Annotated in this window: 13 protein-coding genes and 1 pseudogene; 10 read left to right on the top strand and 4 right to left on the bottom strand. The window is 61.3% G+C overall.

Going from position 1 to position 11,881, the window contains the following annotated elements:
• The first annotated feature begins 85 nt into the window (after positions 1-85).
• Complete coding sequence (locus tag DEIPE_RS08325; RefSeq protein WP_041230787.1) at positions 86-274, top strand: hypothetical protein; 189 nt, start codon at positions 86-88, stop codon at positions 272-274.
• Positions 275-298: 24 nt separating this feature from the next.
• Here the strand turns inward: DEIPE_RS08325 and DEIPE_RS08320 are convergent, their stop codons facing one another.
• Complete coding sequence (locus tag DEIPE_RS08320; RefSeq protein WP_041230786.1) at positions 299-544, bottom strand: hypothetical protein; 246 nt, start codon at positions 542-544, stop codon at positions 299-301.
• Between the two features lie 317 nt (positions 545-861).
• Between DEIPE_RS08320 and DEIPE_RS08315 the strand changes: the two genes are divergently transcribed.
• Together DEIPE_RS08315 and DEIPE_RS08310 are read left to right on the top strand one after the other, a co-directional pair.
• A complete protein-coding gene (locus DEIPE_RS08315) occupies positions 862-1,134 on the top strand; it encodes a hypothetical protein (RefSeq protein ID WP_245557612.1) in 273 nt (90 codons plus the stop codon).
• Positions 1,135-1,257: 123 nt separating this feature from the next.
• Positions 1,258-2,247: a Gfo/Idh/MocA family protein gene (locus DEIPE_RS08310; RefSeq protein ID WP_015235533.1), complete on the top strand. Its 990-nt coding sequence runs from the start codon at positions 1,258-1,260 to the stop codon at positions 2,245-2,247.
• 85 nt (positions 2,248-2,332) lie between these two features.
• Here DEIPE_RS08310 and DEIPE_RS25485 read toward each other — a convergent pair.
• Both DEIPE_RS25485 and DEIPE_RS08290 read right to left on the bottom strand, forming a co-directional pair.
• Positions 2,333-3,023 (bottom strand): annotated as a pseudogene (locus DEIPE_RS25485) (DDE-type integrase/transposase/recombinase).
• Between the two features lie 584 nt (positions 3,024-3,607).
• Positions 3,608-4,840, bottom strand: a complete 1,233-nt coding sequence (locus DEIPE_RS08290) for an NAD(P)/FAD-dependent oxidoreductase (protein WP_015235532.1) — start codon at positions 4,838-4,840, stop codon at positions 3,608-3,610.
• Between the two features lie 241 nt (positions 4,841-5,081).
• On the opposite strand from DEIPE_RS08290, the gene DEIPE_RS23885 reads away from it, so the two are divergent.
• Positions 5,082-5,249, top strand: a complete 168-nt coding sequence (locus tag DEIPE_RS23885; RefSeq protein WP_157448814.1) for a hypothetical protein — start codon at positions 5,082-5,084, stop codon at positions 5,247-5,249.
• Positions 5,250-5,284: 35 nt separating this feature from the next.
• Here DEIPE_RS23885 and DEIPE_RS08285 read toward each other — a convergent pair whose 3' ends face one another.
• On the bottom strand, positions 5,285-6,607 hold the full coding sequence (locus DEIPE_RS08285) for a carboxypeptidase-like regulatory domain-containing protein (protein WP_015235531.1): 1,323 nt from the start codon (positions 6,605-6,607) through the stop codon (positions 5,285-5,287).
• Positions 6,608-7,594: 987 nt separating this feature from the next.
• Here DEIPE_RS08285 and DEIPE_RS08275 point away from each other — a divergent pair.
• From DEIPE_RS08275 to DEIPE_RS25370, 6 genes are all read left to right on the top strand, one after another.
• Positions 7,595-7,873: a hypothetical protein gene (locus tag DEIPE_RS08275; RefSeq protein ID WP_041230781.1), complete on the top strand. Its 279-nt coding sequence runs from the start codon at positions 7,595-7,597 to the stop codon at positions 7,871-7,873.
• Between the two features lie 569 nt (positions 7,874-8,442).
• Entirely contained in the window at positions 8,443-9,003 is a 561-nt protein-coding gene (locus tag DEIPE_RS08270) for a histidine phosphatase family protein (RefSeq protein WP_015235528.1), read from the top strand.
• A gap of 65 nt (positions 9,004-9,068) precedes the next feature.
• Entirely contained in the window at positions 9,069-9,911 is an 843-nt protein-coding gene (locus tag DEIPE_RS08265) for an amidohydrolase family protein (RefSeq protein ID WP_015235527.1), read from the top strand.
• A gap of 101 nt (positions 9,912-10,012) precedes the next feature.
• Positions 10,013-10,975 (top strand): alpha/beta hydrolase family protein, encoded by a 963-nt coding sequence (locus DEIPE_RS08260; protein ID WP_015235526.1) that lies wholly within the window; start codon positions 10,013-10,015, stop codon positions 10,973-10,975.
• Between the two features lie 89 nt (positions 10,976-11,064).
• Positions 11,065-11,235 carry a hypothetical protein gene (locus tag DEIPE_RS24465; protein WP_015235525.1) on the top strand — a complete coding sequence of 57 codons (171 nt, stop codon included), beginning with the start codon at positions 11,065-11,067 and terminating at the stop codon, positions 11,233-11,235.
• Entirely contained in the window at positions 11,225-11,551 is a 327-nt protein-coding gene (locus tag DEIPE_RS25370) for a hypothetical protein (protein ID WP_041230780.1), read from the top strand. The genes DEIPE_RS24465 and DEIPE_RS25370 overlap by 11 nt, the downstream gene beginning before the upstream one ends.
• The last annotated feature ends 330 nt before the right edge of the window (positions 11,552-11,881 follow it).

Below are 11,881 nucleotides of genomic sequence, written 5' to 3'. Positions count from 1 at the left end.
TCGAGAACGTGGTACCGGTGGAGCGCTGCGAGGCGTAGCTGCTCGTCTGGGGGGCGCACGTGCTTCACCCTTTCACCTTAACCCCGTGACCACGCTGCGCAACGCCAACCCCGTGACCACGCTGCGCAACGCCGGACCTCACCGTCCGCGTACCGAGTACCTTCACGGGCAGGTTAGTCAGGTGCAGGGTGAAATGCCGTTACACTTCAAAGCTGCTTTTCAGTGGGCAGGTCACTTCAAGGTGAAGGATTCAATGAAGGATTCAATGCGGTGAGGCTTGAATATCTGACCTTGACCTTCAGGCGGACTCGTGGAAGTGCTGGAGTTCCTGATAGGCACGCTGCTCCACTTCACGCAGGTGCTCTACCACGCTGTTGTCACGCTGAATGACGTAGTCGTGAAGGCACTCTCCAACCTCGTCACTCAGCACTTCGAGTCGTTCCCACACCTGAAGTAAAGTATCGGTGTTCAGGTCATTGCGGCGGTTGGCTTCGTCCCAGACTTGACGCTGCACGCCGTAGATGGAATGAATCAATTCAGTCATTTCCGGGAGCATGCAAGAACTGTACGCGCGCCTACTGTGAAGAGCGTGCCGCCTTGCCCGCTCAGTGATTCACCTGGTCTGAATCGTCAGCCTGCCATGGCGCTGTGATGCAAGCAGGAGGGCGCTTTGGTGACTTTTTCGCTGGAATAGCGCGGTTCAGCTGCTGGGCGTGCACAAGATGGTGGTGAAATTCACCGCCTGTCTGAAGAACTGACCAGCCCTTCATCCCACCGCCTGCTCAGCACGCCATGATGTCGGTAAAGCAGCCCTCACGAAAGGCGTTCATCCGCTTCAACCTCAAGAGGTTCAGTGAGGGAATGACGCCAACCGAACCACCACTCGAACCGTGGGCTGAAGCGCTCAGTGAAGCCCAACGGGAGCAGTTGCAGTGGTTGCGCTCGCAGAAGTGCGTCGTCATCGCCACGGAAGCCGCCGAGGAACCCCTCGCGGGCTTGCCCGCTGGACTGCTGATCGAAGTGCACGTGAATCAGCACGTCGTCATCAAGGAACGCGGATCGAACGTTCCTGAGCTCTTCCGGCAGGTGTACGAAGCCGCGAAGCTCTTCCTGGCCTTTCCCGACCCGCAATAATCTTCCCTGTTGCCTGGGTGAATCAGCGCGCCGGGGTCGACAATACCAAACTGGTCAACAAACGCAATCAGCAGCGGCAATCGGCCTGCTCAAAGCGCGGTGAGGAAACGTATACTCCGAGGTGTGAACGTCGCCCTGATCGGACACGGCTCCATCGCGGAAGATCACGCGTGGGTGCTGCGTGAACTTGCGAAAGACCAAAACCAGCCCGTCACGCTCCGCGCGGTGCTGGGGCCAGAGCAACAAGCCGCCGATGAGTTCGCGCGCCAGCATGGCGCCCTGTACGCCACCACCGACTTCGATCAGGTATTGAACGACGAGCACATTCACGCCGTGATCATCTGCTCTCCGAGCGACATGCACGCTCAGCAGACCGAGCGCTGCTTGCGTGCAGGAAAGCATGTGCTATGCGAAATCCCCCTCGCGCTGTCCTTGCCTGAAACTGACCGTTTGCTCGCGATCGCCGACCAGACCGACCGCCGGTTGATGGTGTGCCACACCCAGCGGTACTGGCCGTCCAGCCGGGAAGCCCGCCGTCGTGTCGTGCATGGCGAACTGCATCCACATGCCTTGACCGGCCGCTATCTGTTCAAGCGGCGTGAGAACGTGAACTGGAAGGGTCGCCAACGCGACTGGACAGACAACCTGTTATGGCACCACGCGTGCCACGCCGTCGACCTTGCCATGTGGCTGCTGAACGCGCAGGCAGTGAGCGTGACCGCGCAAGTCGCCCTGCCCAGCGAACCGCTCGGTATCCCCATGGACCTGACGATCTCGCTGCGCACACCCCGCGATCAGCTCGCGACCGTGGTCATGTCGTACAACACGCACATGGCGCTGCACGACTACCTGGTCATCGGCGAGGAGGATACCTTACTCGTCATGGAACGTGAGCTGTGCGACCAACACGGACCGCTGCTCTTGAGAAGCGAGCACGCCCCGATTCTCCAGCAGGACGCCGAGTTTTTCGCTGCGGTGCGCGAGGAGCGTGAACCGGAGGTCTCGGCTCGGGCGGTGCGCCCCGCGATGGCAGTGCTGCAGGCGGCTCAGGAGCACTTGGACGCGCTTCTGGCTCAAGTTGGGCGGGACGCATGCCATCCTCGTCTCCCGTAATGACCTGGTTGGCCTTCCTGGGCATGGCAGATTGTGCTGCGTTAAGCGACCCCAAGGGAGATGGAGGGCAGGGGTGGCCTGAGTCTCAGGCCACCCCTGCGGCGACTGTAGACCACGTTGCAAACGCATGTGTCTGATTCTTGCTGCTGGCGACCGTGGAAACGCTGGTGAACATGGTTGATTCGGGCGTGAAGCCCCAGGAATTCCTGCGCACCTTTCCTTTGCCTGAACCCCAGTCGGCTGCGCTCCTGACGCCGTGTAGGACGGTGGAATTGCTCGATGACTTTGTGACAGCGCGCGGTGGAAATGACCTGTTGGTGATTGACCCGTCCAGACGAGGAAGCTGATCGGTGTGAATCACCTGTGGAACGTCGTATTCGCTGAGTAGCCTGGTCAGGAAGGTCTTGGGCAGCCTCAGTAGCCCGGTGTCGTTGAAGCAAGATGTCAAGCACGGAGCTGTGCTCGTGGACAGCGCCCCAGGGCTACTGTTTGACCCCAAGGGTCTTCACCGCCATCTCGTTCAGGTGCCGGTGGAAACCCCGACGAAGGTCTTCCGCGAACAAGGGATCGCAATTGATGCACCACCCGCGCAGGGTGTCGTGGCTCACCCGAAGGCCGTGCTGGTGCAGCAATTCCCGCTCGTCCCAGGAGCGGCCAGGTATCGTCGTGCACGCTGTATTTGCCAAGAAGCGCAACGGACATCGGTGGTACAGCCAGACCGCGTGCTCGATGATGCTGATGGGAGTTCGGTGGCGGTACGGTTTCGAATCGGTCACGGCGGGTCAGCCTAACCTCTTGCCGTTACGGCAACACAACCCTCACAGGGATCTTTCAGGCAAAATCAGCCTTCACGCCTTTGTTTCAGTGGTCAGACCGACGACGTCTACTGACCGCGTTTCCGAGTCTGCTCACTGACCATCTGCAGGTAAGCTTGCGCGATCGGAGCGAACTTCGCGAACCCATCCGCGGAGTACTGGCTCGGCTTGGCTTTCGCTGGTACTTCTGGGCTTCCACTCCCAGGATTGAGCAGAGCTACCGCCCGACGCGAGGTCAAGAGCGACAGGAGCGATGTTTTCAGAACGCGAAGCGCACGCGGCACGCGAGGCTTCCTGGCCACACGTGCTCGCCTCTCGAACTTCTTTCGGCATACCCGTCCCCGAACACCCGTTGAACAGTGCCGTCAAAACTTGATTCCCGGCTTCTGGGCTGGCACGCATTGACGCAGCGCGCCAACTGAGAGCGGGAAAGCCTTGAGCCCCACGGTCTTCAGCTCACAAGTTTCAAAATAAGTTGATGCAAGCCATACGCCGACTCATTGATACTTTACGGCTGATTGACGTGACACCGCGAGCTGAGCGGGTTACACCCCCGCCTCAATCCTGCGGTGCTCGCTCGACTGCACGTCATCAAGCGGTACACCGCGTCGGACACGGTCATAGTCGAAGGGGCTCAGGTCAAGCGAAGTGTACCGTCCCTCGGTGAGCAGTTCAGCGATACCCCGACCAATTGCTGGGGCGTGCATCACACCATGACCACTCAGCCCACAGGCGAGCAGGAAGTTCTTCAACTCGGGGTGGAAGCCGATCACTGCATTCTGATCAAAAGTGTTCATTTCGTAATGCCCCGCCCAGGCCTTCACCCGCTCGAGATGCTCGAAGCCCCGCACGCGCCGTGCGAGCGCGGGTTGAATGACCTCGCCGAAGAGCGCCTCATCCACGGTGAAATCGTGCGTGTGGGGATCGTCCCGTGGGTCCGGTGACGTGACCGCCATGAACAGGCCCTCGTTTGACGTACCGAAGGAGCGTGCGAACACGCCGCGTGACGCGAAGGTCGGGTCGATCAAACAAGCGAAGTCTGCCGGGGGATGCGGAGCGCGAAACACGAACACCGTGCGCTTGCGGGACTCCACCGGGACGTGCACACCGGCGAGACGCGAGACTTCTGCCGCCCACGGTCCGGCAGCATTGACGACGATATCCGGCTCAAGTTGCGTACCGCCTTCCAGATGGACGCCCGTGACACGCGCATCGTGTACATCGATGCCCACCACGCGTGCTGGCAGATACGTCACGCCCAATGACTCGGTTTTGCGTCGCAGGGCGCTCAAGGCGGTAAGGGGTTCGAACCATCCTTCGCCACCCTGCCCGAGGCAGGCGGCGCCAATACCGTCAACCTTCAACCAGGGCACGCGCTCCGCGAGCACTTCCGGTTCAAGGAAGGCAATGTCAGCGCCTGCCTGTATCTGCCGGGCGTGGGCTTCACGAAGACGCGCCACACCAGCGGGAGCGGCCAGCACAAGGTAAGGTCGTTCGACGAAGCCGATGTCGACACTTTCACCGTGAACCTTCAGGTGCTGATCGGCATTGCGGTAAAAACTGTACCCGAAGCGGGACATCTCGACGTTCAGGCCCAGGTTGTACTGCTGCCGGATGGCCGAAGCAGAACGCCCCGTCGAGGAGCGATGGTATGTGGCGTCCGGTTCGAGGACGGTGACGCTTTCAGCGCGGCCCGCGAGGGCCAGGAAATGGGCGATGGCGGAGCCAATGATGCCCCCGCCAATGATCAGGAAGGTGCTTCGCGAGGGAATGTTCATGCTTCTTGTTCTCCTGCCGGAACCGTAACACAAACACTCGCACTGAACTTTCCGGGCACCGTTATGGCTGGCAGCGCAACGTGTGCTGTGTCAGCCTGACCTTCTGATACGTATTCCTCGTATTTTGCAGCTGCATAGCAGTTGAAAAGGACTGAATACGAGCGGGAATTTTAACTTTTCAGCCACCACGGTTCCGAGTGATGTTTCAGGCTGCCACGGTAGAGCGGCCATCCTCAACCGCTTGCCCTACGAAGCAATGCAGGCAGCTGCAGAGCGCCTTGATGGCACGTTGGAAAGTCTGCTCGTCTTCCAAACCCTGCAGATTATTCTGCGGCAGCGGCTCTTGCTCGAGAAGCACGGTGATCAGGTCGTAGCAAAACGGATGCCCACTTGGGAACACCTTGCCTGAGTTCTTCTTGTCCTGGGTTGTAGAAGTAGCTTCTGTTACCGATCAGGGTTGATGGTTACGTACACGACCTTCCCGCCGGACTCCCGATAACGCTCGCCAGGCATCCACCGCAACTGCACTTCGCGGCCTGCAGTACCGTCGGACGGCCGCAACTCCACCTTGCGGCCCGCGCCGTGTGCAGAGACGATCACCGCACTCACGCGGTAAGCGCCGGGCGTGAGGAGCGGGATGTATCCAGTCTCCGCGAGTGGGCGGCTGTCGTCCAGCATATTGCCAGCCCGAATCTGCCGGAGTGTCCGCCGCACCACCTCATCCCGGCCACCGTCGAGTGACGTGAAGACTACTTCTACGACAGCGTCCTCAGGAGTGACAGCGTAATCTTCGAGGACCAGCAGCACGTTCCCAGGGTAAGCGAATGGTGAGTTCACATGCCCCCGAATCAACTCTGCTGAAGTCTTCGGCGCTTGTGCCACTGGAGGTGCCTTTGGTGCTGGAGAACCGGACGTTCCGGCGTCGTCGAGGTGAGCGTACAAGTTGAACACCTGTGTGCCCGAAACGCTCGGGGACGGCCTGAACTCCACCGTGATCGATGGGCCAGGCGTGTTACCGTCCCTGCTCAACAGGATGTTCTGCGGTGTACCACCTGGTTTCTTCACGGTTGCTGTGGCTTTGTAGGCGCCTAACGGCACGTCCGGCAGCACCTGCGTCTGGTCGAGGTCGAACCCGAGGCCGGTGTCGGTGTTCAGGTGCTTCGCACTGCGACGGAAAATGAGCGTCTTGCCTTTCGTTCCATCGGCGAGAGAGCCGACCGGCGTGAGTTTGAACTCCAGCATCGTGCCCTGGAAGTCCATGGAAGAGCTGCCTCCCCGCAAGTGTGCGCGGATCAGTTGACCGTAGTAATTGGTGGGTTCGCGGGGATCACGCGACACGTTCGACTCGACCGCTTTCAGGCCGCTGAGGCGGAGCTCGAAATTTCGGGTGATACCGCCTGCGTTGCTGACCGGTACCTCGAAGTTCCGTTCGAGTGGGTGCAGGCGATGATCAACCACGCCGAGCGCGGTCTTTAGAGGGGCGAAGGCGTTGCTGACGCCATACAGGCCACCGGGGGGCAAGTTGACCGCGTAGATGCCGTCCGCGCCGGTCCGGGCTGTGATCCTGACCTGCTCCCCTGCCTTGGTAAACCCGAAGACGTTGACCACTGCGCCAGCTAGGGGCTTCCCGGCGGTCGTCGTGATGCGTCCTGTCATCATGCCAGGTTTAGCCTTCACTGACGACGCGCTGGTGGCGTCGGCGGAGAAGCACAGTCCGGCGCTGAGTAAGGTGAGGGGTATGAAGGCCAACGCACGGTGGGAAGCCATATCAGATAGCTTACTGCCAGCATGGATGGCAGAGAGGTTTGTAGACCTCCGCATTGGACGCCAGTTCGCAGAATCAAATGGTGCTGGACATGATGCAGACGCGGCCGTTTGCGCTAGAGGAATTCAAGGGGCTGAGTGTATAAGTTGTTCCTTGGTGCTTGTCAAACCAGCGAAGGATTGAGGAGTCGAGGAAACGTACTTTTTCCCCTCCAATACGGCACTTATCGAATCCTATGCAGCTGCAAAAAGTGAGTATTCCTGAAGTGCGGTCTTTCAGCCCGACTTTCATCCCGAGTACCGGTTTTCCCGCAGCTTCGCTTGCCTCCTGTCAACAGTCGAGCGGCATACGGGCACGGCCATGCGGAAAACTTCAGGGTGTCCTGATGGTGAAGAGCGGGCAGTAAGTTCAGCTCATGCCGGAGAATCAGGCATGCCGAACACCCCAGCCAGTGACCATGCCTTGCGCGCGAGCTGTGAACGCCACCTGAATTTGAATCGTCCCCTGAGTCCGCGGCAGTGGTTCGCGCGAATGTCCGCTTCGCAGTACGCGCAGTTGCCTTACGACCAGTACGATGAAGGGGAAGCCGTGCAGCTGCTCGAGCAACGCGTGGCGAAGCTGCACGGCAGGCCCATGGCGGGCGGTGTTAGTTCTTCCGTGCTGGGAACAGCACCCAGAACGACAGAACCCAGCGGCAGACAGGCTTCCCCGACTCGCCTCCGCTCGCCCCACGTTTTGGGAGAACACCAAAACTCAAGTGGGAGGGACTTAAGCGGAGGGTGACGGGGCAATAGCCCTGCTTATAAGCGCAGTGATGAAAGAAGGGTACCAACGGCGGCGTTCTGCAACTTCGTTGAAGTGGTGAGAACTGTCGGATTTCTTTTGAGAAGGACTGGGATCAAGCGACGAGATCCTGCCGGATCGGATGCCTGTTTGATGTCTTCTTGGGATTAGCGTGTGGCTGCAGGTAGCCCGAGCACAATAGAGGCATGCCTCAGGTGACCGCAATTTTTGAAATGTCCGAAGGTGCTGAAGCGGCAGCCGTTGAACTACAGCGGATGGGTTTGAGCGCCGAGCAGGTCAGGTCGACAGTACGCGAGGATGATCCGGCGCAGGCTGGCCAGTCCGGTTCGGATACTCGTCCAGTGGCCCTGCATGACGTGGCCCGGCCGGTGAATGGGCGTTACTGGCTTGAAGTTGACGGGGATGGGCTGTCGATGTCGGCCATCGTGGACGTGCTGCAGCGTCATGGCGGTCATATCCACTGATTCCTGCGGGGCTTCGTGACGTGGACGGCATTGCGCGTGAATGGCGTTCTGTCGCTTGCGCTTCGCACACTGCGCGGCCTTACGTTCATGCAAGACAGGCAGTCGAGGTTGGCATGGTTGCCTGGCTTCCCATGCCGGCGCTCCTGGAAAGTCGGTATGTCGAGCGAAGCGCGCACCTGACGTGCACGCCCCGCGAAGCTGCGGAAAAATCAGGAGACCGGGAAACACGGCCTTGAAGGCACGTTCGGGAAGCACACACCAACCGCGAAAGAGAGCTTCCACCTGCAAATCAGCAGGCCAGGAGTTCGGACCTCCTCGGCTGCACCGACAGACCCACGCCGAGAGTGGGTTTTACTCGTGTCCTGGGTCGGGATGCTGCACAGGCCTTTCGTGCCTTTCGTGCGCCCATTTCCCTGGAAGCAACTGCAAGCAGGGGCATCGACCTCAAGTGAGCCGCTCGCATTGCCACCGGGCAGCAACGTTTATTGCACTTGTGACAGGACATTACGGCGCATGATTTGCTTTACGCTGGCAGGACACCCACCCACTCCGCACGCGCAGGAGGCCGTATGACACTGAAGCGACGAATCCTGACGGGCTGGCTGATCGCTCTTGGCCTGGGCACGCCCTCCATCGCCAGCGCCCAGAACGATTGGCGTGTCCTCACGAATGGCGCGGTCGTGCTCTTTCGTCACGCCCTCGCGCCCGGCACAGCAGACCCACCGGGCTTTCGCTTGAACGACTGCCGGACACAACGCAACCTGAACGCCGAGGGGCGCGCACAGGCCCGCCGCATCGGAGAGGCGTTCCGTGCGCGGCGCGTCACGGTCACACGCGTGCTGACCTCGCAGTGGTGCCGCGCGCGCGAAACGGCCATGCTCGCCTTTCCAGGCGTCGCGCGCGATGAAGCGGCGTTCAACTCCTTTTTCGGCGACAGCGAGAGGGAAGCCGGGCAGACAAGCGCGGCGCGAGGCGTGCTGTCGCGGTGGAATGGGCCGGGCGTGCTCGTCGTGATGACACACCAGGTCAACATCACCGCGCTCACGGGTATCGTGCCCGCCTCGGGGGAAGGGGTCATCGTGCGTTTCGAGGATGGCCGCCTCAAGGTGCTTGGACGTGTGACGCCGTGAAGCACGCCGCAGGCTGTTCTCAGCGATCGTGACGTTCACGCTTGCCGCCGCGAAAGGAGATCGGCATGGACATCGTAGACGCTCAAGTGCACTTCAACCTCCTCGACAGCCTGAAAGCCGGCATGACCGCCATGGACGCGGTCGGTGTGAACGCCGTGCTCTACGACGAGTACTGGGGATTCGACGAGCACTCGCGCATCCTGCCCGGGTATGAACTTCCGAACGGCGCGTTCCGCCATGTCTTCCCCTTGGCCGAGGAGGCGGCCCTGCGGTTCCCGGAACGCTTCGCGTACCTGGTGCGCTTCGATCGGCGCGATCCACAGCTCGAAGACCTGATCGCCACCATCGGGAGAATGCCACAACGCAAGGCCCTGCGGGTCGTGCCCTGGACGGAGGAAGGCTTTACGCAGTTCGCGCAGGGTGCGGACGAGCCGGTGTTCGCTGCAGCGCAGAAGCACCGGGTGCCGGTATTCGTGCTGCTGCCCGGACGCACGTCCCTCCTGCGGCCGTACCTGCACAAGTTTCCCGACGTGCCGGTGATCATCGACCATTGCGGAGTGCAGCTTCCCATGGGAACTCCACCCGCTGACCGGTTCGCGGGGTTCGCGGACGTCCTGGCTTTGGCGGAATTTTCGAACGTGTCGGTGAAGTGGAGTCACGCGCCGCGCCTGTCCCGCGAAGGGTATCCGTACCCGGATGTCCTGGCGATGCTGCTGCGCGTCGTCGAGGCGTTCACGCCCCAACGGGTGATGTGGGGGAGCGATCACACGCAAAGCAAGGACCACCATTCCTGGGCGGAGTCCCTATACTACATTCGCGACACCGGCGAGCTGTCCAGCGAGGAGAAAGCCTGGATCCTGGGCCGCAGCCTCCGCACCACCCTGAATTGGCCCGCCCCCACGCGATAGCAGGCGTGAGAGCTTGAAACGTCCAGAGCGCCAGCATGCCCACGAGGAGCGTCAACAGCACGTTGCGCCAGCGCCACGCCACCCTGCAATAATGACGGACCATGCCCCACCTGCTCCGCCGCGCCCTGCTGCTCATCGTGCTCGTCAGTCCAGCCGCGCTGCACGCCCAAGCCGCTCGGGGTCACACGGAACCGCTCTCCATCGAACACATGCGCCAGCGCAGTTACCCCGGGAGTACCCTCACCACCCGCGAGATCCTTCCGCGCGGCGCAAACTACCAGCGCCGCATCGTGTCCTACCAGTCCGACGGCCTGCGCATCAACGCGCTCCTCACCGTTCCCACCGGTACACCGCCTAAAGGCGGCTGGCCCGCGATCGTCTTCAACCACGGGTATATCCCACCCGACCAGTACCGCACCACGGAACGCTACGTCGCGTACATCGACGCGTTCGCGCGCGCCGGTTTCGTTGTTCTCAAACCCGACTACCGCGGTCATGGCAACTCCGAAGGGCAACCTTCTGGCGCGTCCTACTGGGCGCCGGATTACACAATCGACGTCCTGAATGCCTTTGCCTCGCTGCAACAGCACGCAAACGTGAATCGCGCGCGCATTGGCATGTGGGGGCATTCGATGGGTGGCCACATTACCTTGCGCGCCATGATGATCAATGCGCACGTCAAGGCGGGCGTCATCTTCGCCGGCGTTGTCGCTCCGTACGACATGATCCTCAACGACTTACCCCGCTGGGGCAGTTCGAGCGGGCCAGGCACACGTTCGGGCATGCTCGCCCGGTACGGTACGCCGAACAGCAACCCGCACGTCTACCAAATGATCTCCCCGAACAGCTTCCTGGCGGACCTCAAGGGGCGGCCCTTGCAACTCCACCACGGCACGGGGGACACGCACGTGCCGTACAGCTTCACGAAGTCACTCGCGGCAGGACTCCAAGCGGCACGGCAACCGCATGAGTTCTTCTCGTACCAGGGAGACGACCACAACCTCAGCAGGAACCTCACCGTGGCGCTCAGGCGGTCCGTGGCGTTCCTCAAGAAAAAGCTGTGACGCTGGCGGCTTGATCTGACACGTCGGCCTTACGGAAACCAGCGGTTGCTTTTCATGCCCACTGGTTTTGCTGAAGCGTGGAGGAAAGCATGACAGACGACAAGACGGACCGCATACCCGAACACGGCTCCACCGCACAGTTCGAAGAGGACGAGGCGCGTCGTGAACGCGTTGAACAGATGATCAACGACAACCAGGAAGCCGAGCTCTCCCAGGATGACTACCAGTTCGCGCTCCAGCACGGCTTGATTGAAGGGTGAGCAAAAGCGCGAAACGCAGCAGGTCCTGCGCGTCCGCCCCTTGCGCGGGCACCACGTCCGTCAAGGCGGGCTTGCCTTCCGTGAGGGTTCCCGTCTTGTCGAAGACCACGGTGTTCACGCCGGCGGTGGCTTTCAGCGCGGTCGCATTTTTGAACAGCACGCCTTCGCGCGCGGCCTGGCGCACGCCGATCGTGATGGCCGTCGGGGTCGTCAGCGCCAGGGTGTCCGGGCAGGCGATCACGATGTCGCTCACCGCGGCGATCAGCGCGAACGTGGCCGGCGCGAGTTTCAGTTGTCGCACCGCGCGGACGCGTGATGGTCGTAATCGTCTCGCATGTTGTTCCCCTTCCATTCAGGTTGTGAGGAGTGGACCTCCGGTACGGGTGCAGGCGACCGTTTGATCCGTGCTTCGTCTCACCGCACGCCGCTTGTGTTAAGCGTCTGTTTTGCAGGGCGTGACCATCCTGCGGGGGCCCGCCAACAACTGTCGCGTAGGGGAGAGACGAACCACGATGGCAACATGCTGACGTTCCCTAGGGGCGGCTCCTACCCGCCGGCAGCGGGGCGGTGTCCAAAGAGGGCCATCCCTCAAAGGCTGACCGGCAAGGCGTGCCGACGCCCGCTGCGACCTTGCGTCGGCCACTCC

Origin of the sequence: Deinococcus peraridilitoris DSM 19664 (assembly GCF_000317835.1) — a bacterium.
Taxonomy (GTDB): domain Bacteria; phylum Deinococcota; class Deinococci; order Deinococcales; family Deinococcaceae; genus Deinococcus_A; species Deinococcus_A peraridilitoris.
Note: the sequence above shows the minus strand (reverse complement) of the source record. Positions and strands in the feature narration are given on the sequence as shown.